The organism is Arenimonas composti TR7-09 = DSM 18010 (assembly GCF_000426365.1).
GTDB lineage: Bacteria > Pseudomonadota > Gammaproteobacteria > Xanthomonadales > Xanthomonadaceae > Arenimonas > Arenimonas composti.
In genome coordinates this window covers 13,048-36,539 of record NZ_AUFF01000008.1, presented here as the reverse complement: position 1 = coordinate 36,539, position 23,492 = coordinate 13,048, and the positions used below count along the sequence as shown (strand labels likewise).

The window sequence follows — 23,492 nt, the reverse complement described above, 5'->3', positions numbered from 1 at the left end:
CGGGGATCGTGTAGGAGCGGCTTCAGCCGCGATCCGCGCCACGCGCAAAGCGCGCGCCCTCACTCGTTCCTCGTTGCTCGTTACTCGTTACTCGTTACTCGTTACTCGAGCCCGGCCGCCGCTTGAAGCGCTGGTGCAGCCACAGGTACTGCTCCGGCCGCCGCCGGATCACCGCTTCCAGCGCCGCCATCACCCGGGCGGTGTCGGCCACCGGGTCCTTCGTCGGGAAGTCGGGCAGCGGTGGCAGGATCTGGATCCGATAGCGGCCGTCGGGCAGGCGTTCGTGGAACAGCGGCAGCACCGCGGCGCCGGTCAGGCGGGCGAGCTGGTGGGTCGAGGTGAGGCTCCACGCCGGCTGGCCGAAGAAGGGCACGAACACGCTGTCGCCGCGCCGGGTTTCCTGGTCGGGCGCGAACCACAGCACGCCGCCGCCCTTCAGGTGCTTCACCGCCGGGCGCAGTTCATCACGCGCGAACATCGCCACCGCATGGCGCAGGCGGCCGCGCTTCACCGCCCATTCCAGCGCCGGCTGCGCGTGAGGGCGATACATCGCGGCGAGGTCGATGCGGGTGCACAGCAGGCGCAGGCTCGCCTCCAGCGTCATGAAGTGCGCCGACACCAGCATCACGCCGCGGCCCTGGGCACGCGCGGCTTCCAGGTGTTCCAGACCGCTGAACTCGACGCCCTGGTCGATCGGCGCCAGCCGTCCCCACCAGGCGCGCAGGAACTCGAACACGCCGATGCCGAGCGAGCGGAAGTTCTCGCGCAGCAGTGCCGCGCGCGCGCCGTCGTCGAGTTCCGGGAAGCAGCGTTCGAGGTTGCCGGCGGCGACACGGCGGCGCGAGCGCAGCGTCAACCGCAGCAGGTCGCCGAGGCGCGGCCCGACAGCGCGCTGCAGCCACCAGGGCCAGCGCGCGAGCGTCCAGCCGAAGCCGATCAGCAGCCACGTGGGCCAGGTGCGCGGCGACATCGGCGGTGGCGGCAGTCCGGCCATGCGCGAATTCTAGCGGTCGCGGCCCTCGGGTATCCTGCGCGCATGCATCTTTCCCTCGGGCAGCGGCTGGCGTTGGGCCTGTATTCGCTGGTCCTGCGGATCGCCTTTCCGGTCACCCTCTACCACCTGATCTGGCGCGGCATGCGCCAGCGCGAATACCTGCTGCGCTGGAGCGAACGCTACGCGCTGCCGACCGCCGATCGCCTGCGCCTGGACGGCTGCCTCTGGGTGCACGCGGTCTCGGTCGGCGAAGTGCTGGCGGCGCGGCCGCTGGTCGACGCACTGCTGGCGCGCTATCCAGAGCGCCCGATGCTGGTGACCACGATCACCCCGACCGGTTCGGAGCGCGTGCGCGCGCTGTGGGGCGATCGCGTGCACCACCAGTACCTGCCCTACGACCTCGCCGGCATGGTGCGGCGTTTCCTCGACGCGACGAAGCCGGCGCTGGCGGTGATCGTCGAGACCGAGATCTGGCTGAACCTCTACGTCGAATGCGGCCGCCGCGGCATCCCGCTGGCGATGGTCAACGCGCGCCTGTCCGAGCGTTCGCTGCGCGGCTATCTGCCGGTGCGCTGGCTGGCGCGGCTGGCGCTGCGCGCCGTGCGCCTGGTCGCCGCGCAGTCGCAGGCCGACGCCGCGCGGCTGGCGCGGATCGGCGCCGAGCCCGACCGGATCGTCACCACCGGCAACCTGAAGTACGACCTGCGCCTGCCCGAAGGCCTCGCCGCGCGCGCTGCCGAATGGCGCGCCGCCTGGGGCGAATCGCGGCCGGTGTGGATCGCCGCCAGCACCCACGCGCCCGAGGAGGAGGCGGTGCTGGCGTTGCGCGAGCAGGTCGCCGCGCGCTTTCCCGAGGCGCTGCTGCTGTGGGCGCCGCGGCATCCGGAGCGCTTCGGCCCGGTGCGGGCGGCGCTGGCCGAACGTGGACTGCGGGTGGCGACGCGGCGGTCGCACGGGTTGCCGGGGGCGGACACCCAGGTGTTCGTGATCGACACCATCGGCGAGCTGCTCGGCTTCTTCGCGGCGGCGGACGTCGCCTTCGTCGGCGGCAGCCTCTGCGAGGTCGGCGGCCACAACGTGCTCGAGCCGGCGGCGCTGGGCGTGGCGAGCGTGGTGGGGCCGCACACGTTCAACTTCGCCGAGGTGACCCAGCGCCTGCGCGATGGCGGCGCCCTGCTGCAGGCCGCGGACGCGACGGCGCTCGGCGAGGCCCTGGTCGCGCTGCTGGCGGACCCGGCGCGGCGCCGCGCGATGGGCGACGCGGGGCGGGCGCAGGTGGCCGAACTCTCCGGGGCGCTTGCCAGGACGCTGGAGCTGCTCGCGCCGATGCTCGAGAGGAACGGGGAACGAGGAACGAGGAACGAGTGAAAGCTGGAAAGCCAGGGGCGGAGCACTTTCCCGCGCCGGAAGAAAACTGGGGTCGGAGTACATTCCCTTCGCGGAAAAGTACTCCGACCCCGGTTTTTGTTTCTGGCTTACTCGGCCAGCGCTTCGGCCAGCGCCGCCTCGGCGTCGGCGACCAGCACGCGGTTCACTTCCTGCAGGTCGGCGACGGTGATCGTGCCGGCGGCCTGCTTCAGGCGCAGCTTGTTGACGAGGAAGGCGTGGCGGGCGCGGGCGTATTCGCGCTGGGCGGCGAACAGCGCCTGCTGGGTGATCAGCACGTCGACGATCGTGCGGGTGCCGACTTCCAGGCCGGCTTCGCTGGCCTCGTAGGCGGCCTGCGCGGAGACCACCGCGAGGCGGCGCGCCTCGACCTCGGCCTCGCCGGCCGCCAGCGAACGCTGGGCGCCCAGGGTGGCGCGCTCGACCGCGCGGCGCTGCTGCTCGAGCTGGTCGGCGGCGATGTCGCGGTAGTGCACGGCCTGGCGCACGCCCGACTGGGTGGCGCCACCCGAGAAGATCGGCACGCTCAGGGTCAGGCTGACGGTGGTGCCACCGCCGCGGCTGATCGGGGTGCCGGCGTTGTCCCAGTCGGCGCCGCGGTTCGCGGAGACGCGGCCACCGAGGGTCGGCAGGTGGCCGGCACGGGCGGAAGCGACGTCGCGTTCGGTCGCCGCCAGTTCCAGCTCGCGCGACAGCAGGGTCGGGTTCTGTTCCAGGGCGATGCGCACCCACTCCTCGGCACTGCGCAGGTCGTCATTGGTCGGCTTGTAGTCCGGCGACAGGCCGCGCAGGTTGTCGAGACGGGTGCCGGTGATCTCGGCCAGCGCCTCGTGCGCGTCCTCGAGCGCGGTCGCCGCCGAGATCGCGTTGGCGCGGGCAGCGTCGTAGCGGGCGCGCGCCTCGTGCACGTCGGTGATCGGCGCCAGTCCGACCTCGAGGCGCTTCTCGGCCTGGTCGAGCTGGCGCTTCACCGAACGCTCCTCGGCGCGCGAGGAAGCGAGGTTGGCGATCGCCGTCAGCACGTTGAAGTAGGCCTCGGCGGTGCGCACCAGCAGTTCGTCGGCGGCGGCCTTGTAGTCGAAGCCGGCACGCTCGTCGCGCAGGCGGGCGGCACCCAGGCGGGTCCAGTCGGAGTGGTCGTAGATCGACTGGTCGAGCGACAGGCCGTAACCACGGTCGCGCGCCTCGTAATCGTCCGCGTGCGGACTGCTGCGCGAGTAGGTGACCGAGCCGGAGAGCTGCGGCAGCAGGCGCGCGCGCGCCTGGTCGACGTTCTCGCCGACGGCGTAGCGCTGGGACTCGGCCGCGGCCAGCACCGGGTCGCTCTGGCGCGCCATCTCGTAGGCGTCCATCAGGTCGGCGGCGCTCACGCTGCCGGCCGTGGCCAGCAGGATCGCGAAGGTGATCGGGCGGAGACTCAGGCGCATGGACGGTTTCCTGGAAATCAGAAGTCGAAGCGCGGCGCCGGTTCGGCGCCACGCAGGTGGGGGAGATCGGTTTCGAACAGGCTCTCGCGGTGCAGGCCGTCGTCGCGGCGGGTGATGCGCAGCGCTTCCATCACCGGCGATTCGCCGTGCACGACGAACAGGCGGCCACCGGGGGCCAGCCAGGCACCGAAGCGCTCGGGATCGGTGGCGACCGCGCCGGTGACGACGATCGCGTCGAACGTGCGGCCCGGTTCCCAGGCGAACGCGTCGGCGGTTTCCAGGCGCACGTTGGCGACCGATTCGGCGGCGAGGCGGGCGCGCGTGCGCTCGACGAAGTCGGCGTGGATGTCGAGGCTGACGACCTCGCGTGCCAGGCGTGCCAGGCAGGCGGTCAGGAAACCGGAGCCGGTGCCGATCTCGAGCACGACGTCGGACGGGCCGAGGTCGAGCGACTGCAGCGCGCGGCCCTCGAGCACCGGTTTCATCATCACCTCGCCGTGTTCGAGCGGCAGGGCGATGTCGGCGAAGGCGAGCTTGCGGTGGCGCGCCGGCACGAAGTCCTCGCGGCGCACGTGCAGCAGCGCCTCGAGCACGCGCGGATCCAGCACGTCCCAGGGACGCACCTGCTGCTCGACCATCGTTGCGCGGGCCTGCTCGAAATCAATCGCCATGACTGCTAAATCCTTGATGCACAAGGGCCGGAATTCTACGCCGCGGGGCGCTGCCGGCGAAAGGCCGGGCAAGCATGCTGGCGTGAAACCATGCCTCCGCAGTGCCAGAGGTCACCGCGACTTGGGGATGCGGCGGGAACCGTTCAGCCGTCATTCGCGCAACGGTGCATGTGCACGAACGAACAGGTCCACCGTCGCGTTGACATGGCGGTCGACGTCGTCCGGCCCCCACTGCAGCGGATAGCCGCAGGTCTGGCGGGCGTGGTACTCGCCCTTGAGCAGGCAGAAGAACTGCGAGGCGGCGAGGGTCGGGTCCGGTACGCGCAGGCGGCCCGCCTCGTGCTGGCCGCGCAGGAACGCGGCGAGGGCGTCGCAGACCTGGCGCGGCCCGGCCTCCCAGAACAGCTGTGGCAGGTGCGAGCCGGCGGGCAATTGCACGCACATCATCCGGTGCATCGTCACCGCCTCGGGGCTGGTGATCAGGCGGAAGAAGGCGTGCGCGATCGCCACCAGCTGGTCGCGCGGGCTGCCCTCGACCCGCGGCAGGAACAGCCCGGACGGCATCAGCTCGTCGCAGCGCTCGCGCACCGCCGCGACGAACAGCGTGTCCTTGTCCTGGAAGTGGCTGTAGACGGTCAGCTTGGACACCCCGGCGGCGCGGGCGATCGCGTCCATGCGGGTGCCCTCGTAGCCGCGGGCCGGGAACAGGGCCTTGGCGGCGGCGAGGATCGCGGCGCGCTTCTCGGGGTCCTTGGGGCGGCCGGGGGCGTTAGGTGGGGGTCGTTTCGGCATCGCGGGGATTATTGAACTGCTCGGTTCTGGAAAGATAGTATACCTGCCGGTTCATTAATCAGGCCGCTCCCATGCGCCGCCAGTTCCTGCTCCCCGCGCTGCTCTTCTCGACCCTGACCGTGCTGGCCGGCTGCCGCGGCGGCGATGCCTCCGACGCGCCGCCGCGGCCGGCGATGGTCGTGCAGCCAGGCACTTCGGGCGGCCAGGCCAGCGCGTTCGCCGGCGAGGTCCGCGCCCGCCAGGAGCCGGCGCTGGCGTTCCGGATCGGCGGCAAGATCGCCCGTCGCCTGGTCGACGTCGGCGACCGCGTGAAGGAAGGCCAGGCGCTGGCCGAGCTGGACGCCGCCGATGTCGCCCTGCAGCTGGAGTCGGCTCGGGCGCAGCTGGCGTCCGCCGAGGCCGACCTCGCGCTGGCGGCTTCCGAGCTGGAGCGCCACCGCGCCCTGTACGAGCAGCAGATCGTCAGCAAGTCGCTGTACGACGCCCGCGTTTCGGCCCACGAGGCGGCGCAGGCGCGGGTGCGACAGGCGCGGGCGCAGGCGGCGAGTTCCGGCAACCAGGCGGCCTATGCGGTGTTGCGGGCGCCGGCCGATGGCGTGATCGCGCAGCGGCTCGCCGAGGAAGGGCAGGTGGTCGCCGCCGGGCAGACGGTGTTCGTGCTCGCCCAGGACGGCGAGCGCGAGGTGGTGATCTCGATCCCGGAACAGTCGGCGCGCGACTTCGCCCCCGGGCGGCCGCTGCTGGTCGAGCTGTGGTCGAAGCCGGGCGAACGCATTCCCGGCACCCTGCGCGAGATCGCCCCGGCGGCCGATCCGCAGGCGCGCACCTATGCGGCGCGGGTCGCCTTCGCCGGCGGTGACAGCGACATCGGCCAGAGCGCGCGCGTCTACGCGGTCGACACCGGCACCGCCGTGTTGACCGTGCCGCTCCCGGCGCTGTACGAGCACGACGGCGAGCCGGCGGTCTGGGTCGTCGATCCGGCGACCGCGACGGTGCACCTGCGGCCGGTGAAGACCGGCGCTTTCGGCGAGCGCACGGTGCCGGTGCTCGAAGGCCTGGACGCCGGCGACTGGATCGTCGCCGCCGGCGTGCATCTGCTGCTCGAAGGCCAGAAGGTGCGCCCGGTCGATCGCGACAACCGGGCGGTCGACCTGCGTACCCCGGCGGGCGCCGCCGCAGGCGACGCAGGCGACGCAGGCGTCGCCGGCACCGCCGAACCGCGCTGACGCCGCCATGACTGCCTTCAACCTCTCGGAATGGGCACTGCGCAACCGCGCGCTGGTGCTGTACGCGATGATCGTGCTGGCGATCGCCGGCTTTTTCGGCTACCAGCGCCTCGGCCAGTCGGAAGACCCGCCATTCACCTTCAAGATCATGGTCGTGCGCACGATGTGGCCGGGCGCGACCGCCGCGGAAGTCGCGCAGCAGGTCACCGACCGCATCGAACGCGAGGTGATGGAGACCGGCCGCTACGAGTTCGTGCGCTCGTATTCGCGCCCCGGCGAATCGCTGGTGATGCTGATGTCGCGCGACTCGATGGTCAGCCGCGAGCTGCCACAGCTCTGGTACGACGTGCGCAAGAAGGTCGGCGACATCCGCCACACCCTGCCGCAGGGCGTGGTCGGGCCGTTCTTCAACGACGAGTTCGGAGACACCTTCGGCAACATCTACGCGCTGCAGGGCGACGGCTTCGACTACGCGACGCTGAAGGACTACGCCGAGCGCATCGAACTGGCCCTGCTGCGCCTGCCCGACGTCGGCAAGATCGAGCTGGTCGGCCTGCAGGACGAGAAGATCTGGATCGAGCTGAGCAACACCAAGCTCGCGACGCTCGGCATCCCGCTCGAGCTGGTGCAGCGGGCGATCGACGAGCAGAACGCGATCGCCCCGGCGAGCTTCTTCGAGACCGCCACCGACCGCGTGCAGCTGCGCGTGTCCGGGCCGTTCGACAGCGTCGAGCAGATCCGCGCGTTCCCGATCCGCGTCGGCGACCGCAGCTTCAAGCTCGGCGACGTCGCCGACGTGCGCCGCGGCTTCGCCGATCCGGCGGCGCCGCGCATGCGCTTCATGGGCGAGGACGCGATCGGCATCGCCGTGGCGATGCGCAACGGCGGCGACATCCTGCGCCTCGGCGAGCGCCTCGACGCCGAGTTCGCGCGCCTGCAGCAGGACCTGCCGGTCGGCATGACCCTGACCAAGGTCTCCGACCAGCCCGCGGCGGTGCGCGCCAGCGTGTCGGAATTCGTGCGGGTGCTCGCCGAGGCGGTCGGCATCGTCCTGCTGGTCAGCTTCTTCTCGCTCGGTTTCCGCACCGGGCTGGTGGTCGCGCTGTCGATCCCGCTGGTGCTGGCGATGACCTTCGCGACGATGAGCTTCTTCGGCATCGGCCTGCACAAGATCTCGCTCGGCGCGCTGGTGCTGGCGCTGGGCCTGCTGGTCGACGACGCGATCATCGCGGTCGAGATGATGGCGGTGAAGATGGAGCAGGGCTTCGACCGCCTGCGCGCCGCCGCTTTCGCCTACCGAACCACCGCGTTCCCGATGCTGACCGGCACCCTGGTCACCGCCGCCGGCTTCCTGCCGATCGCGACCGCGGCCTCGAGCACCGGTGAATACACGCGATCGCTGTTCCAGGTGGTGATCATCGCCCTGCTGCTGTCGTGGATCGTCGCGGTGGTGTTCGTTCCCTACCTCGGCGACCGCCTGCTGCCGGCGCCGGCCGCGCACGACGACGAGGGCAAGGCACACGATCCCTACGCGAGCCGCTTCTACCAGCGCTTCCGCGGCTGGGTGGCCTGGTGCGTGCGCTGGCGGCGCACGGTGATCGCGGTGACCGTTGCGACCTTCGTGGTGTCGCTGCTGCTGTTCCGCTTCGTGCCGCAGCAGTTCTTCCCGGCGTCGACGCGGCTGGAGCTGATGGTCGATCTGGAGCTGGCCGAAGGTTCCTCGCTGCACGCCACCGAGGCGGTCGCGCGCCGGCTCGAGCAGGCGCTGCAGGGCCGCGAGGACGTCAAGAGCTACGTCGCCTACGTCGGCACCGGATCGCCGCGCTTCTACCTGCCGCTGGACCAGAAGCTGCCGCAGGCGAGCTTCGCGCAGTTCGTGCTCGAGGCGCCGGACGTGGCATCGCGCGAGGCGCTGCGCGCCTGGCTGATCGCGCTGTTCGAGCGCGAGTTCAGCGACGTGCAGGCGCGGGTGTCGCGACTGGAGAACGGCCCGCCGGTCGGTTTCCCGATCCAGTTCCGCGTGTCCGGTGAGCACGTCGACACGGTGCGCGAGCTGGCGCGCGAGGTCGCGGCGCGGGTGCGCGACAATCCGCACGTGACGAACGTCAACCTCGACTGGGACGAGCCGAGCAAGGTCGTGCGCCTGGTGATCGACCAGGAACGTGCGCGCGTGCTCGGGGTCAGTTCGGCGCATGTCGCCGCGTTCCTGCGCGGTTCGCTGTCGGGGACCACGGTCAGCACCTACCGCGAGGGCAACGAACTGATCGAGATCCTGCTGCGCGGGCCGGAACAGGAGCGGCAGAAGCTGGAACTGCTCGGCAGCCTGGCGGTGCCGACACCGAACGGCAGCGTGCCGCTCTCGCAGATCGCGACGCTCGATTACGGCTTCGAGGACGGCATCATCTGGCGCCGGAACCGGCTGCCGACCGTCACCGTGCGCGCCGACATCTACGGCGAGCAGACGCCGCCGAGCGTGACCGCCGAGATCCTGCCGGCGCTGGAGGAGATCCGCGCGAAGCTGCCGCCCGGCTACCTGCTGGAAACCGGCGGCACCGTCGAGGATTCCGGTCGCGGCTCGCGTTCGGTCGCCGCCGGCGTGCCGCTGCTGGTGTTCGCGGTGGTGACCCTGCTGATGATCCAGCTGCGCAGCTTCGCGCGCACGCTGATGGTGGTGGCGACGGCGCCGCTGGGCATGATCGGCGTGGTCGCCTTCCTGCTGGTGTTCCGGGTGCCGTTCGGCTTCGTGGCGATGCTCGGCACGATCGCGCTCAGCGGCATGATCATGCGCAACTCGGTGATCCTGGTGGACCAGATCGAGCAGGACATCGCCGCCGGGCTGACGCCGGGCGACGCGATCGTCGAGGCCACGGTGCGCCGCTTCCGGCCGATCGTGCTGACCGCGCTGGCGGCGGTGCTGGCGATGATCCCGCTGTCGCGCTCGGTGTTCTTCGGGCCGATGGCGGTGGCCATCATGGGCGGCCTGATCGTCGCGACCGTGCTGACCCTGCTGTTCCTGCCGGCGCTGTATGCGGCGTGGTTCCGGGTGCCGGCGCCGGAGGCCGGTGACCGGACAGTGGCAGCAGGATGAGGTCCGCCGGCGGCCCGCGCTGGCCTGCCGGGCGCCGGCTTCTCGGCGCGATGGTCGTCGGGCTCGTGTCGCTGCCGCTGATGGGGCTGAACGGCTGGTTCGGCATCGGCGTGATGCTGGCGCTGGTGCTCGGCCTCCTGTGGGGCTTCGATTTCGCTGCCGAGCTGCGCGCCTCGCCGCCGGGAGGGCGCTGGGGCCCTTGGGCCGTCCGGCTCGCGGCGGCGCCGAAGGCGCTGTTCGGCCTGATCAGCCTGGGCATCGGCGTGGCGATCGTCGCGTGGCTGCTCTGGAACCTGTTCGTCGCGCGCCAGCCGGAGTTCCAGTGGACCAGCCTGTATGGGCTCTTCGTGCCACTGGGGCTGATCGTTCTGGGCCAACGCTGGCTGGCCGAGGCCGTCGGGAGGAAGCCCGCGGTGTCGAATCCGGAAGCCGCCTGGCAGCTGCGCCACGACGCGGCCGGCGTGACGGTGCAGGACGCCGAAGGGTCGGTGCGCACGCTCGTGTGGGACGAGGTCGAGGTCGTCGCGATCGAGACCAACGACAGCGGGCCCTGGGGCGCCGACGTCTGGTTCGTGCTGACGGGCGAACGCGGCGACGTCGCGTGGCCGATGGGGGCGGACGGCGAGGCGGGGATGCTCGAGGTGCTCCGCTCGCGTTTCCCCGGTTTCGACGACGAGGCCGTGATCGCGGCCATGCGATCGACGGAGAACGCGCGCTTCATCTGCTGGACACGGCGGACTGGCTGAAGCGGCGGCAGGCGTGGAACAATGCCCCCGGAAGCGGGGGTGCCCGGCATGGCCGGGCTGAGACAGTCCCTTCGAACCTGATCCGGCTCGCACCGGCGTAGGGAAGCTTCGTGGCGCGGAATAACGGTGTCAGAGACAGTTATTCGGGAAAGTGGGTCGGTCTCCGGCTGAAGCTCCCCGAATAACTGTCTCTGACACCGTTAGTCCGGCCGCGCCGCCGCTTCGTTCCCGCCACCGAGGACGAAGACGATGAACGCGCTACCGACCGAACTGCTGCGCCAGGCGCAGGCCCTTTCCGAATCCGTGACGCGGCCGATCCCCGGCTCGCGCAAGATCCACGTCGAAGGTTCGCGTCCCGACCTGCGGGTGCCGATGCGCGAGATCGCGCTGTCGCCGACGCCGCGGATGTTCGGCATCCAGGAGGCGAACGCGCCCTTCGTCGTCTACGACACCTCCGGCCCCTATACCGATCCCGAGGCCCGCATCGACCTCGGCGCCGGCCTGCCGGCGCTGCGCGGCGCCTGGATCCGCGAACGCGGCGACGTCGAACCGCTGTCCGGCCTGAGTTCGGACTTCGGCCGCGCCCGTGCCGCCGATCCGAAGCTCGCCGCCGTGCGCTTCCCGGCCCTGCACCCGCCGCTGCGCGCGAAGGCCGGCGCCAACGTCACCCAGATGCATTACGCCCGGCGCGGCATCGTGACGCCGGAGATGGAGTTCATCGCGATCCGCGAGAACCAGCGCCTCGAGGCGATCCGCGAAGCGCACCTGCTGAAGCAGCACGCCGGCGAAGCCTTCGGCGCCGCGCTGCCGCGCCGCATCACCGCCGAATTCGTGCGCGACGAGGTCGCCCGCGGCCGCGCGATCATTCCGGCGAACATCAACCATCCGGAAATCGAGCCGATGATCATCGGCCGCAACTTCCTCACGAAGGTCAACGCCAACATCGGCAACAGCGCCGTTTCCTCGGGCATCGCCGAGGAAGTCGAGAAGCTGGTGTACGCGATCCGCTGGGGCGCCGACACGGTGATGGACCTGAGCACCGGCAGGAACATCCACGAGACGCGCGAGTGGATCCTGCGCAATTCGCCGGTACCGATCGGCACCGTGCCGATCTACCAGGCGCTGGAGAAGGTCGACGGCAAGGCCGAGGAACTGACCTGGGAGATCTTCCGCGACACGCTGGTCGAGCAGGCCGAGCAGGGCGTCGACTACTTCACGATCCACGCCGGCGTGCTGCTGCGCTACGTGCCGCTGACGGCGAAACGGGTGACCGGCATCGTCAGCCGCGGCGGTTCGATCATGGCCAAGTGGTGCCTCGCGCATCACCGCGAGAATTTCCTCTACACGCATTTCGAGGAAATCTGCGAAATCATGAAGGCCTACGACGTCAGCTTCTCGCTCGGTGACGGCCTGCGTCCCGGCTCGATCGCCGATGCCAACGACGCCGCCCAGTTCGGCGAGCTGGAAACCCTGGGCGAGCTGACGAAGATCGCCTGGAAGCACGACGTGCAGACGATGATCGAAGGCCCCGGCCACGTGCCGATGCAGCTGATCAAGGAGAACATGGACAAGCAGCTGCGCGAGTGCGGCGAGGCGCCGTTCTACACGCTCGGCCCGCTGACCACCGACATCGCGCCAGGCTACGACCACATCACCTCGGCGATCGGCGCCGCGATGATCGGCTGGTTCGGCACCGCGATGCTCTGCTACGTGACGCCGAAGGAACACCTGGGCCTGCCCGACAAGAACGACGTGCGCGAGGGCCTGATGGCCTACCGCATCGCCGCCCACGCCGCCGACCTCGCGAAGGGCCATCCCGGCGCGCAGGCGCGCGACAACGCGTTGAGCAAGGCGCGCTTCGAGTTCCGCTGGGAGGACCAGTTCCACCTCGGCCTCGATCCCGAGCGTGCCCGCGAATACCACGACGAGACCCTGCCGAAGGAGGCGCACAAGGTCGCGCACTTCTGCTCGATGTGCGGCCCGCATTTCTGCTCGATGAAGATCACCCAGGACGTGCGCGACTACGCCGCCAGCCACGGGGTCGCCGACGAAACGGCGGCGCTGGAGCAGGGGATGGCGGAGAAGGCGGCGGAATTCCGCGCGGGCGGGGCGCAGGTGTACCGGCCTGAATAGCCCCGTAAAGGGCGGATTCATCCCGCCTTGCACGCCGGCTGCTAGCGTCGGCGCATCACCCCCGGAGACGCCGTCATGAACCTCCCGCGCCTGCTCCCCCGCTTCCTGGCCCTCGCCGCGCTGCTGCTGCTCGCCGCCTGCGCGACCGGTCCGCGGATCTCCACCGACGCCGACCCGGCCGCCGACTTCTCGCGCTACCGCACCTGGGCCTTCCACGCGCCGCTGGCGGTGGAGCGGGAAGGCTATTCGACCCCGGCCAGTTCGACGATGCGGGCGGCCGTCCGCCGGGAAATGGAAGCCCGCGGTTACGTCTACGACGAGAACGCGCCCGACCTGCTGGTCAACCTGAACGCGTACATGAACCAGCGCAGCGACGTCGTGTCGATGCCGGAAGTGCGCTACAGCTGGTACTACAGCTACCGCGCCAACGCCTACTACGCGGTGCCGTACTGGACCGAGCGCGCCAGCGTCTACAACTACACCGAGGGCACGCTGAACATCGACCTGGTCGACGCCCGCGAACGCCGCCTGGTCTGGGAAGGCGTCGCGGTCGGCCGCATGGCCCGTCTGAAGCCGGCCGAGCGCGCGGCCCGCATCCAGCAGACGATCGCGGAGATCTTCGCCGAGTACCCGCACCGGGCGCGGTGAAGCGAGTAACGAGTGGAGAGTAACGAGTAACGAAGAGGCCCGCGCTGCGCGCGGCGCAGGCGGGTCTTCTTCTTACCGGGGGGATCTCAGTAGTTCAGCGTCTCGGAGCTGGCCTCGTAGCGCTGCACCGATTCGACGATCTCGCGGCGGGCGGCGTCGGCGCCGTCCCAGCCGTCGAGCTTGACCCACTTGCCCTTCTCCAGGTCCTTGTAGTGCTCGAAGAAGTGGCCGATGCGCTCGAGCCAGTGCGGGCTGACCTGGGTGATGTCGTGGATGTGCGAGTAGCCGCCGAACACCTTGTCGACCGGCACTGCGAGCAGCTTGGTGTCCTCGCCGGCCTCGTCCTTCATCTTCAGCACGCCGACCGGGCGGCAGCGGATCACCGAGCCGGGGATCAGCGGCAGCGGCAGGATCACCAGCACGTCGACCGGGTCGCCGTCGCCGCACAGGGTCTTCGGCACGTAGCCGTAGTTGCAGGGGTAGCGCATCGGCGTCGACAGGATGCGGTCGACGAAGATCGCGCCGGTCGCCTTGTCGACCTCGTACTTGACCGGATCGGCATCCTTGGGGATTTCGATGACGACGTTGATCTCGTTGGGGACGTCGCGGCCGGTAGGGACGAGTTCGAGCGGCATGGGGGAATCTCCTGCGGAAACACCGGCCTTCACGAGGCTGGCGCGTGGGGAAAAGGGGGCGCAAGGATACGGGAAAGGCCCCGAGCCCGCACTCGACGGAGGTCCGCCGTCGGAGTGGGAGAACGGTTCCAAATACGGTCCCGAGCCGCCACAATGGCCGGGTCGCCCATCGGACCCTCCGCCATGGCCGCTTCGCTCGAACCCAAGGCCCTCGAACTCCTGCGGATGCTCGACCGGGACCAGCCCGGTTCCTTCAGCGAGTTCGTGCGCATGTTCGTGCACGAGGCGCCGGAACTGGTGCGCCGGATGGAGAACGCGCTGCTCGCCGGCGACATCGATACCCTCGGCAAGTCGGCGCACTACCTGCGCTCGGCGGCGCTGGCGATGGGCGCGACCCAGCTGGTTTCGGTCTGTCACGGCATCGAGCAGTTGCAGGCCGAGCAGCTTCAGGACGCGGACATCGGCCGTCGGTTCGACGAACTGCGGCGGGCGACCCGCGACTCGCTGCTCCTGCTCCTTCAGGAAGTCCCGCAGATCTGATTCAGGTCTCGCCGGCGTGCGCCGGCAACTCGCAGCCCAGCCAGCGGGGTGCCTCCGGATCGCCGAAGTCCACCCAGCCGTTGCGCTCCAGGTGCAGCAGGACGCGTCCGTCGCGGCGGATCGCGTCGACCGGCGGCGCCGGCAGCTGCAGCAGCGAGCTCGTCCGCACCGCGCCGTCGACCCGTTCGACCTCCAGCAATTCGGCGGTGAAGCTCGTGCTGGCGCCGTGATCCGCCGCTGAGCCAGCCGCCACTGAAACGCAGGGCCGCACCCAGGTGCCAGGAGTCGACGTCGGCGTGAGTCGCGGCCTCGGCGATCATCGCTTCCGGCGTCAGCAGGCTCTCACCCGGTCCTGCGCTTTCGCCGCTATCGCCCGGGCAGGCTTCCGCGTAGATCGAGAAGCCCGGGAGTTCGATCGGCGACAGCAGGCCGTCGTTTTCCGGCGTATTTCCGGCGTCGCTGTTCGCTTCCCGGGCCGCGAACTCCGTCGCCTCGTCCCGCAACGCCGCCTGCCGCGCCCCCCACGCTTGCTCCAGCTTCGGATACCAGTGGTCGCGGCCGGCGGCGATCGCGATCGCCAGTGTGTCCGGGTCTACCTCTTCGGCGATTTCACGCGCCTCCAGCACGACCTCGATGTCGGCGGACGCCGCGAGCCTCGGAAGCTGTTGCCGCCAGACTTCCGGTGCGATCGCGAAGAGCGCGCGCTGGGAGAACTGACGCAGGTCCGAATCCGGATGGTCGAGCAACGCGACGAAGGCCGGTGCATGCGCCGCAGCCGCGGGGCCGGCGGAATGGATCGCCCAGGCGAGCGCGTGCCGCGGATCATCACGAAGCAGGGCAGGCAGGTCGTCCGCATGTTCCTGCGGTGTCCCCACCCGGGACGGGAAGCCGAGGCGCAGCTGCCGCTGCACGGAGGCCGGCATCGCTGGATAGGCGGTGACGATCCGTTCGGGGAGCGAATGGTTGGTGCCCAGCGCCGAATGCAGCGCGACGGCGGCCCGGCGACGTGCCTCGACCGGGCCGTCGCCGACGACGATCGCCTCCAGTCGTGCCACGACCGCTGATACGTCACTTCCCGCGCGATCGAACAGCCCGCGGATCGCGGGGTCCGGCGCGCGGATCCCGCCCTCGCCGGCGATCAGCGAGAAAGCGAGTTCCGACGCGCGCGTCGCGTCGAGGTGGCGCAGCGCGCTCGCCGCAGGCTCGGGATCGGGCAGCGTTCCAAGCAGCGCGACGAGCGGCTCCCACGCACGCTCTCCGCCTATCGCCGCCAGCACGCTCGCGTACTCGGGCAGCAACGACACGCCCTTCGCCATCTCCGCCAGATGGGCTGCGAAGGCTTGTGGATGCGAGCTCGCGTACCACCATGCGAGATCGCGCAGCTTGCGCAGGTCCGCCGAGACCAGGGGTGCGATCGCAACGACCACCTCCGGCGTCGGGTGTGCATCGAGGAAGCGCTTCGCGTAGTAGCGGTGTTCCGGATGAACGTGGCGACTGGTGACGATCCGCAGGCAGTCGTCGACGGTCGTGCACACCGGGTCGGCGGATTGGTCGGTTCCGCCGGCGTGGGCGGCGGTGGCGAGCGCGAGGGCGAGCGGGAGCAGGGCGAGCGGGCGTGGCATCGGGGCTCCGGCGCGGGTGGGTTCGGACGGGTCGCTGGAAAGAGTTTGCAGTGCGGATGGCGGAAAGAAGAAGCCCCGGCGGGGCCGGGGCTTCTCATCGCGCCTGAAGGCGCTCCTACATGAGCGGAGCGTTAGAGCATCGGGATCAGGAGCAGGGCGACGATGTTGATGATCTTGATCAGCGGGTTGATCGCCGGGCCGGCGGTGTCCTTGTAGGGATCGCCGACGGTGTCGCCGGTGACGGCGGCCTTGTGCGCCTCGCTGCCCTTGCCGCCGTGGTGGCCTTCCTCGATGTACTTCTTGGCGTTGTCCCACGCGCCGCCGCCGGTGCACATCGAGATCGCGACGAACAGGCCGGTGACGATGGTGCCCATCAGCAGGCCGCCGAGGGCGTCGGCGCCGAGCAGCAGGCCGACCAGGATCGGGATGATCAGCGGCAGCATCGACGGGATGATCATTTCGCGGATCGCCGCCTTCGTCAGCAGGTCGACCGCGCGGTCGTACTGCGGCTTGCCGGTGCCCTGCATGATCCCCGGGATCTCGCGGAACTGGCGCCGCACTTCCTCGACCACCGCGCCGGCGGCGCGACCGACGGCCTGCATCGCGTAGGCGCCGAACAGGTACGGGATCATGCCGCCGATCAGCAGGCCGATGACCACGTCCGGGTTGTCGATGGAGAAGTTGGTCGCCGCGCCGGACTCCTTGAGCTTGTGCGCGTAGTCGGCGAACAGCACCAGCGCGGCGAGGCCGGCCGAACCGATCGCGTAGCCCTTCGTCACCGCCTTGGTCGTGTTGCCGACCGCATCCAGCGCGTCCGTGGTCTTGCGGATCTCCTTGTCCATGCCGGACATCTCGGCGATGCCGCCGGCGTTGTCGGTGATTGGGCCATAGGCGTCGAGCGCGACGATCATGCCGGCCATCGACAGCATCGCGGTCGCGGCGATCGCGATGCCGTAGAGGCCGTTGATGTAGCTGCCGGCCGCGCCGCCGCCGAGCAGGAAGCAGCCGTAGATCGCCGCCGCCACCGCCAGCACCGGCGCCGCGGTCGACTTCATCGACACCGCCAGGCCGGCGATCACGTTCGTGCCGTGGCCGGTCTCCGACGCCTTCGCCACCTGCTGCACCGGCGCGTATTCGGTCGCCGTGTAGTACTCGGTGATCACGACCATCGCCGCGGTCAGGCCCAGGCCGATCAGCGCGCACCAGAACAGCGGCATGCCGACGGCCGGATCCGGGAACAGCTCGTTGGTGACCCACCAGAACGCGCCGGCCGCCAGCACGCCCGACACCGCGAGGCCGCGATACAGCGCGTTCATGATCTTGCCGCCGTCGCGCGCCTTGACGAAGAACGTGCCGATGATCGACGCGACGATCGACACCGCGCCCAGCGCCATCGGATAGATCACGCCGTTCCAGCCGAAGGTCGCGAAGGCAATGCCGGCGATCAGCATCGCCGCGATCACCGTCACCGCGTAGGTCTCGAACAGGTCGGCGGCCATGCCGGCGCAGTCGCCGACGTTGTCGCCGACGTTGTCGGCGATCACCGCCGGGTTGCGCGGGTCGTCCTCGGGAATGCCCGCCTCGACCTTGCCGACGAGGTCGGCGCCGACGTCGGCGCCCTTGGTGAAGATGCCGCCGCCCAGGCGCGCGAAGATCGAGATCAGCGAGCTGCCGAACGCGAGGCCGATCATCGGCTGCATCGCGGCGTTGACCACCGCTTCGGTCTGCGCGCCCGAACCGCCCATCACGTACCAGAAGTAGCCGGCGACGCCGAGCAGGCCGAGGCCGACGACGAGCATGCCGGTGATCGCGCCGCCCTTGAAGCTGACGTTCAGCGCCGAGTTCAGGCTCACCGTCGCCGCCTGCGCGGTGCGCACGTTCGCGCGCACCGACACGAACATGCCGATGAAGCCGGCGACGCCCGACAGCACCGCGCCGATCAGGAAACCGATCGCCGTCGGCCAGCCGAGCGCGGGCACGAAACCGATGACCAGGAACAGCACGACGCCGACCATCGCGATCGTCATGTATTGCCGTCGCAGATAGGCGCCGGCGCCTTCCTGCACGGCCGCGGCGATCTTCTGCATCTTCTCGTTGCCGGCGGGCTGGGCGACGATCCAGCGCGCGACGACGATGCCGTAAAGGATGGCCACCGCCGCACAGGCGATAGCGATGTGCAAACCGTACTGCTCGAACATGCGAACCCTCCCCAGAGTCGAATGAATCGCTGTTGCAACGGTGAACACGCGAGGGCGGCCCGTGGGCCGCCCGTGGGCCGAGTATGCCCACGGGGGGCGGGCGGCGCTACACGCACCGGCGGGGACGTTCCGGCCAGGCTGCCGCCGGCGAGGGGAGTTTCGTGAAGGCGGCCGCCGGAGCGGCCGGGAGGCTCAACGCCCGTCGTCGTCGTCCGCGTTCAGCGGCTCGGTGCTGCCGTCTTCCCTGATCTGCACTTCCTCGATCTGCACGCGGCCGACGCGGTCGGGCACGAAGGCCGGCTCGGCCTCGTCGGTCGTGCGCTCGACCCGGGAGCGGCGGGCGGCGTCGGCGGCGGCATCGTCGCGGATCATCGTCTCGGCAGCGCGGTTGGCGTCGACGCCGTGCGCGTTCGGCAGGGACGCCGGGCGATGCTGGGCCGCCGCCGGCAGCGCGAAAGCGCAGGTGAGCGCGAAGACGACCAGGCGAAGGCGGGACATGGCACTGCTCCGGTGGAATGGCCTGGCGCGAAGCCTAGCGCGCCCCGCGTCGCGATGACGAAAACGCAGCGCGGCTCAGCGTTGCTGCGGACAGCCCGGGTCGACTGCCGCCGACCGCGGCGCCAGGGTCGCGAGGTTCCAGGCCGCCTGCCGGTAGTCCGGATCCAGTGCCAGCGCGCAGCGCCACGCCGCGGCGGCGCCGTCGTCGTCGCCGGCCTCGCGCCGGGCGATGCCGAGATTGGTCCATGCACGCGCCTTGCCCGGCGAGGTCGTGATCGTCGCCTGCCACAGCGCCAGCTCGCTGCGGTAGTCGTGATTGCGCTGCCCGGTGCGCAGGCCCGCTGCGAGCGCCAGGATGGCCAGCAGCGCCGCCGCGGCGCGCAGGCGCAAGGCCGCCAGCATCAGCGCCGGCAGCAGCAGCGGCCCGGCCAGCGCCGGATACAGATGCCGGTCGTTGCCGAGGTCGAAGCGCGGCAGCAGCGAGTTCGCCGGCGCCAGCATCAGCAGGTACCAGGCGAGCGCGAAACCGATCCACGGCCGCTGCCGGCGCTGCCACCACGCGATCGCCGTGGTGCCCGCCAGTCCGGCGAGCAGCAGCAGGTGCCGCGCCGCCAGCGCCGCCGGCACCTGCAGGTCCGGATCGATGTCGAGCACCCGACCCGGCAGCGGTGCCGAAAGCAGCCACGCATGCGCCTCGAGCTGCCCGAGCAACTGCTCGCCGGGCGGCCGCGCCTCGAGGCTGCGCGCGAAGAACACGTGGTAACCGGGCGTCGCCGCCAGCGCGATCGCCGCGACCGCCAGCACGCCTGCGCTCGCGGCGAGCGGGCGCAGCGCCTGCCGCCAGCCGAGGCCGCCGCAGCGTGCCAGCAACAGCCAGGCCAGCGGCGCGACCACCGCGGTCTCGCGCACCGCCAGCGCCGCGGCGAACCAGGCCGCCGCCAGCACGCCGCTGCCGCGCCGCGGCTTGGCGCCGGCGTTCGGGGCGGTGTGCGCGGCGGTGTGCGGACCCGGCATCGCCAGCAGCATCGCCAGCATGCATGTCGTCGACAGCAGCAGCGAACGCCCGCTCGCATAGGTCACGACTTCGGTCGCCGCCGGATGCAGCGCGAACAGCAGCGCCACCGCGAAGGCCGCGAACGCCGGGCGCGGCGACCGCGGGGCCAGCACCGGCAGCCAGCGCCGCAGCAGCGCCCACAGCAGCAGCGCGTTCGTCGCGTGCAGCACGATCGCGACGACGCGGAAGCCGCTGGCGTGCGGCGTCGCCAGCCAGTTCAGCGTGTTCACCAGCTTCAGCAGCGGGCGGATGCCGGGCAGTGCCTGCCACCAGCCCGACAGCGAATGCACGGACGGGTTGTCGACGATCGACCACCAGTCGTCGAACTGGAACGGCCCGGCGAGCGCGCCGGTGTACGCGGCGATCACCGCCAGCACCAGCGCCGCCGCACCGGCCGGTGGCGGCCAGCGTCGCGGCCCCGGCGCGCTGCGCGTCATCGCGCTTCCGTGAGCGCCACTTCGAGCACCGCCGCGGTATGCGACCAGCGGTCCGGCGAGTTCAGGAAGACCGCCAGCACCTCGTGGCCGTCACGCTGCGCGACGGCGATCACGCAGCGGCCGGCGCCGGGCGTGTAGCCGGTCTTCAGGCCGGTGGCGCCGTCGAAGCGGCCGAGCAGGGCGTTCGTGGTGTTCATCGTGAATACCCGGCCGTCGAGCGTGCTGAAACGGAAGTCGGGCCGCGCCGCCGCGGCGACGATCTCCGGGCGGGCCAGCGCCGCGCGCGCCAGCACGGCGAGGTCGCGCACGCTGCTGTACTGCTGCGGCGAGTCGTGGCCGCAGGCGTCGGCGAAGCGGGTGTTCTTCAGGCCGAGCTGCCAGGCACGCAGGTTCATCGCCTTCACGAACGTGGCCTGGTCGCCGCCGTGCCAGTCGGCGAGGGCGCGGCAGGCGTCATTGGCCGAGCGCACCAGCATCGCCTCGAACAGGTCGCGGGCGCGGACGCGCTCGCCTGCGCGCAGGCCGATACGGCTGCCGGTCTCGCGCGCGACGCCGACGCCGATCGTCACCACCGCCTCGAGGTCGGCGGTTTCGGCGATCAGCAGCGCGGTCATCAGCTTGGTCAGACTGGCCATCGGCAGCCGGCGGTCGGGCTGGCCGGCCCAGCGCGGCACGCCGTCGACCTCGACCCAGTAGGCGGCGGCCACCTGCGGGAATTCGTCGACGGGTTCGACCGGGGGCGGCAACGCGCCGGCGATCGGCGCCAGCATCAGCAGCAGCGAAAACACGACGGCGGACCAGGAGGTCCGCCGTCGGGCAGCATGGACGCGAGGGTCCGGGGCCGGCATCGCCGGCATCAGCCGCCGATCGCGTCGCGCAGGCGGTCGCGCAGCGAACGGCGCGCCGGCGGCTCGTTCGCCGGCGCCGCCGGGGCGTCCGCCGCCGGCGCGCCGTCGGCCGGCGTCTCGCCACCGGCGTCACCGCCGCGCAGGCGCTGGCCGGTGAACAGGTCGCAGAAGCGGCGGTACGGATTCGCACGATCGGCGGTGTAGCCGCGCGAGACGCAGTGCTGGCGGGCGGTCGTCTCGGCCAAGGCCTGGCAGTGACGGACCACGAAGTCCGGTACCTGGCGCGGATCGGCACCCGCGCACAGCCGCGGCGCCACGTCGGGGCAGTGCGCCGACACGAACACGTAGTTCTTCGTGCGTTCGGCGGTCGCGCAGGCCTGCGTCATCACCGCCGTGCGGGCCAGGCCGCAGCCCTGCAGCGATTCCCACAGGCCGCCGCTCATGCCGCCCTGGCCGCGCATCCGCTCCTCGAGCGCCATCGCCTCGGACAGTGCGTTCAGATCGCCGGTGATCGGGGTCACGCGGGCGCAGAACTTCGGCTTGTCGGAGGCGCACATCGCTTCCGGGCCGACGAACTGGCCGTGCAGCATCAGCGGGTAACCGGTCTGGCCGGTCAGCGCATCGGCGCAGCCGCGGGCGAGCATCGCGCGGCCCTGCGCCTCCGGGCTTTCGGTCGCGTAGTTGCAGTCGCGGATCCGGCGGCCCTCGAAGCTCGTGCGCATGTCGATCGGCTCGCCTTCCACCGTGCCGCGCATGTGCATCGAGCCGCGGTAACCGTCGGCCAGCGACTCGAACTCGCCGGTGCCGGTCATCGGGTTGTCGCCGCGGCAGGTCATCGTGAACGTCGACTTGTTGCCGTTGACGCGGAAGTCGGTGACAGCGCAGTCGCCGTCGTCGGACTGCGGGATCATGCGCTCGCCGGCCGGCTCCTTCGGGCCGCAGATTTCGCTGGTCTGTGGCGGCATCTGGAACGGCATGCCGACCATTTCCATGCGGGTGGTGACGCGGTACAGGCTGCCGGTGCCGGCCTGGGCGAAGGCCGGGCCGGTGATGCACACGACGCTCGCGATCGCGAGCGCGGACAGGATTCGGATCGGATTCAAGGGGGATCTCCGTGATCACGCGAAAGGGGCGAAGCTTGCCCGCGCGATCACCGCGGCCGGATGGGCAGGAGGTCATCCTGTCATCCGGCCGGTACAGCACGCGGACCGGTCAGCCGAAGGGCGCGAGCTTGCGCGCCACCGGCACCAGTCGCAGACGAACGTAGGCCGGCAGGCCATCCGGACGGAACGGCGGCGGCGCCTCCCCACGCACCAGCGGCTGCAGGTAGCGCCGGCAGGCCCCGGTGATGCCGTAACCGCTGCGGTCGATGAACGACTTCGGCATCTTCTTCTCGGCGTTGGCGATCTTTTCCAGCGGTGCCGGCTCGATCTTCCAGCGGTAGGGCGAATCGGAGGTCCGTACGATCACCGGCATCACCCCGTTCATGCCCTTCAGCGCGTACTCCACCGCCTTCGCGCCGACCGCCTGCGCCTGGGCGAGGTCGGTCTTCGAGGCGAGGTGGCGGGCCGAGCGCTGCAGGTAGTCGGGCACGGTCCAGTGCACCTTCAGGCCCAGCCTGTCCTTCACCGTGGCGGCGATCGCCGGGCCGACGCCGCCGAGCTGCGAATGCCCGAACGCGTCCGTGCCGCCGCCGGCATCGGCGACGAAGCGGCCGTCGGCGTGGCGCAGGCCTTCGGACACGACGACCACGCACCAGCCGACCCGCTTCACGACCTCGGCGACGCGGGCGAGGAACTTCGCCTCGTCGTACGCCACCTCCGGGAACAGGATCACCTGCGGCGCCTCGTCGCGCCCCTGGCCGGCGAGACCGGCAGCGGCCGCGAGCCAGCCGGCGTGGCGGCCCATCACCTCGTAGACGAAGACCTTCGTCGAGGTGTCGGCCATCGCGGCGACGTCGAGCGCCGCTTCGGCGACCGAGACCGCGGTGTATTTCGCGGCCGAGCCGAAGCCCGGGCAGGTGTCGGTGACCACGAGGTCGTTGTCGACCGTTTTCGGTACGCCGATGCAGGTCAGGTCGTAGCCGGACTCGGCCGCCATGCGCGACAGCTTCAGCGACGTGTCCGCCGAATCATTGCCGCCGTTGTAGAGGAACCAGCGCACGTCATGCGCCTTCAGTACCTCGAGCAGGCGCCGGTACTTCGCCGCGTCCTGCTCGGGCGACTTGAGCTTGTAGCGGCAGGAGCCGAAGGCGCCGCCCGGCGTATGCGCGAGTGCGCGGATCGCGGCGGCGGTTTCCTTCGAGGTATCGACGAGGTCCTCGCGCAGGGCGCCGAGGATGCCGTTGCGGGCGGCGAGCACTTTCACCTTCTTCGCCCGCGCGGCCTGGATCACCGCGCTGGCGGTGGCGTTGATGACGGCGGTGACGCCGCCGGACTGTGCGTAGAGGAGCGTTCCCTTGCCCATGAATATCCCGGTTCTGGCCGCCGGCGTCCGCCGGCTTCTGGTTTGACTTGTCGCGGCGCGGCCAGTAGCGTTCCTGAGTCCGC

At 70.8% G+C, this 23,492-nt stretch carries 19 protein-coding genes and 1 riboswitch; of the genes, 7 read left to right on the top strand and 12 right to left on the bottom strand.

The window, feature by feature from the left end; all coding sequences use genetic code 11:
• Positions 1-94: 94 nt before the first annotated feature.
• Positions 95-994 carry an LpxL/LpxP family Kdo(2)-lipid IV(A) lauroyl/palmitoleoyl acyltransferase gene (gene lpxL / locus K311_RS0111040; RefSeq protein ID WP_026817364.1) on the bottom strand — a complete coding sequence of 300 codons (900 nt, stop codon included), beginning with the start codon at positions 992-994 and terminating at the stop codon, positions 95-97.
• A gap of 42 nt (positions 995-1,036) precedes the next feature.
• Here lpxL and waaA point away from each other — a divergent pair, with 42 nt between their 5' ends.
• Positions 1,037-2,362 carry a lipid IV(A) 3-deoxy-D-manno-octulosonic acid transferase gene (waaA, locus tag K311_RS16580; protein ID WP_051239983.1) on the top strand — a complete coding sequence of 442 codons (1,326 nt, stop codon included), beginning with the start codon at positions 1,037-1,039 and terminating at the stop codon, positions 2,360-2,362.
• Positions 2,363-2,469: 107 nt separating this feature from the next.
• Here waaA and K311_RS0111030 read toward each other — a convergent pair whose 3' ends face one another.
• The 3 genes from K311_RS0111030 to K311_RS0111020 form a co-directional block, all read right to left on the bottom strand.
• Positions 2,470-3,807, bottom strand: coding sequence for a TolC family outer membrane protein (locus tag K311_RS0111030; protein ID WP_043797904.1), 1,338 nt, complete (start codon positions 3,805-3,807; stop codon positions 2,470-2,472).
• Between the two features lie 17 nt (positions 3,808-3,824).
• Positions 3,825-4,478 carry a protein-L-isoaspartate O-methyltransferase family protein gene (locus tag K311_RS0111025; RefSeq protein WP_026817362.1) on the bottom strand — a complete coding sequence of 218 codons (654 nt, stop codon included), beginning with the start codon at positions 4,476-4,478 and terminating at the stop codon, positions 3,825-3,827.
• 150 nt (positions 4,479-4,628) lie between these two features.
• A complete protein-coding gene (locus tag K311_RS0111020) occupies positions 4,629-5,270 on the bottom strand; it encodes a TetR/AcrR family transcriptional regulator (protein ID WP_026817361.1) in 642 nt (213 codons plus the stop codon).
• Between the two features lie 71 nt (positions 5,271-5,341).
• Between K311_RS0111020 and K311_RS16575 the strand changes: the two genes are divergently transcribed.
• The 5 genes from K311_RS16575 to K311_RS0110995 all read left to right on the top strand — a co-directional run bounded on the left by K311_RS16575 (position 5,342) and on the right by K311_RS0110995 (position 13,111).
• Positions 5,342-6,496: an efflux RND transporter periplasmic adaptor subunit gene (locus K311_RS16575; RefSeq protein ID WP_081683421.1), complete on the top strand. Its 1,155-nt coding sequence runs from the start codon at positions 5,342-5,344 to the stop codon at positions 6,494-6,496.
• Positions 6,497-6,503: 7 nt separating this feature from the next.
• Positions 6,504-9,584, top strand: a complete 3,081-nt coding sequence (locus K311_RS0111010; RefSeq protein ID WP_026817360.1) for an efflux RND transporter permease subunit — start codon at positions 6,504-6,506, stop codon at positions 9,582-9,584.
• 50 nt (positions 9,585-9,634) lie between these two features.
• The gene (locus K311_RS17800) at positions 9,635-10,330 is read left to right on the top strand and encodes a hypothetical protein (protein WP_052049146.1); all 696 of its coding nucleotides are present in this window, start codon (positions 9,635-9,637) and stop codon (positions 10,328-10,330) included.
• 25 nt (positions 10,331-10,355) lie between these two features.
• Positions 10,356-10,452: riboswitch (TPP riboswitch) on the top strand.
• Positions 10,453-10,579: 127 nt separating this feature from the next.
• Positions 10,580-12,463, top strand: a complete 1,884-nt coding sequence (gene thiC / locus K311_RS0111000; protein ID WP_026817358.1) for a phosphomethylpyrimidine synthase ThiC — start codon at positions 10,580-10,582, stop codon at positions 12,461-12,463.
• A 75-nt stretch (positions 12,464-12,538) separates the two neighbouring features.
• Positions 12,539-13,111, top strand: coding sequence for a DUF4136 domain-containing protein (locus tag K311_RS0110995; RefSeq protein WP_026817357.1), 573 nt, complete (start codon positions 12,539-12,541; stop codon positions 13,109-13,111).
• An 86-nt stretch (positions 13,112-13,197) separates the two neighbouring features.
• Here the strand turns inward: K311_RS0110995 and ppa are convergent, their stop codons facing one another.
• Entirely contained in the window at positions 13,198-13,746 is a 549-nt protein-coding gene (ppa, locus tag K311_RS0110990) for an inorganic diphosphatase (RefSeq protein ID WP_026817356.1), read from the bottom strand.
• Positions 13,747-13,929: 183 nt separating this feature from the next.
• Between ppa and K311_RS0110985 the strand changes: the two genes are divergently transcribed.
• Positions 13,930-14,286, top strand: coding sequence for an Hpt domain-containing protein (locus K311_RS0110985; RefSeq protein ID WP_026817355.1), 357 nt, complete (start codon positions 13,930-13,932; stop codon positions 14,284-14,286).
• Here K311_RS0110985 and K311_RS18455 read toward each other — a convergent pair.
• From K311_RS18455 to K311_RS0110945, 7 genes are all read right to left on the bottom strand, one after another.
• Entirely contained in the window at positions 14,265-15,908 is a 1,644-nt protein-coding gene (locus tag K311_RS18455) for a hypothetical protein (RefSeq protein WP_154659539.1), read from the bottom strand. The genes K311_RS0110985 and K311_RS18455 overlap by 22 nt on opposite strands.
• Positions 15,909-16,039: 131 nt before the next feature.
• Positions 16,040-18,106: a sodium-translocating pyrophosphatase gene (locus tag K311_RS0110970; protein WP_026817352.1), complete on the bottom strand. Its 2,067-nt coding sequence runs from the start codon at positions 18,104-18,106 to the stop codon at positions 16,040-16,042.
• Positions 18,107-18,298: 192 nt separating this feature from the next.
• On the bottom strand, positions 18,299-18,604 hold the full coding sequence (locus K311_RS0110965) for a hypothetical protein (protein WP_026817351.1): 306 nt from the start codon (positions 18,602-18,604) through the stop codon (positions 18,299-18,301).
• Positions 18,605-18,679: 75 nt separating this feature from the next.
• Entirely contained in the window at positions 18,680-20,095 is a 1,416-nt protein-coding gene (locus K311_RS16570) for a hypothetical protein (protein WP_043797902.1), read from the bottom strand.
• The gene (locus tag K311_RS16565; RefSeq protein ID WP_051239980.1) at positions 20,092-20,883 is read right to left on the bottom strand and encodes a D-alanyl-D-alanine carboxypeptidase family protein; all 792 of its coding nucleotides are present in this window, start codon (positions 20,881-20,883) and stop codon (positions 20,092-20,094) included. The genes K311_RS16570 and K311_RS16565 overlap by 4 nt, the downstream gene beginning before the upstream one ends.
• A 68-nt stretch (positions 20,884-20,951) precedes the next feature.
• A complete protein-coding gene (locus K311_RS0110950) occupies positions 20,952-22,046 on the bottom strand; it encodes a DUF3617 domain-containing protein (RefSeq protein ID WP_026817350.1) in 1,095 nt (364 codons plus the stop codon).
• Positions 22,047-22,155: 109 nt separating this feature from the next.
• Entirely contained in the window at positions 22,156-23,409 is a 1,254-nt protein-coding gene (locus K311_RS0110945) for a 6-phosphofructokinase (RefSeq protein ID WP_026817349.1), read from the bottom strand.
• Positions 23,410-23,492: the final 83 nt, after the last annotated feature.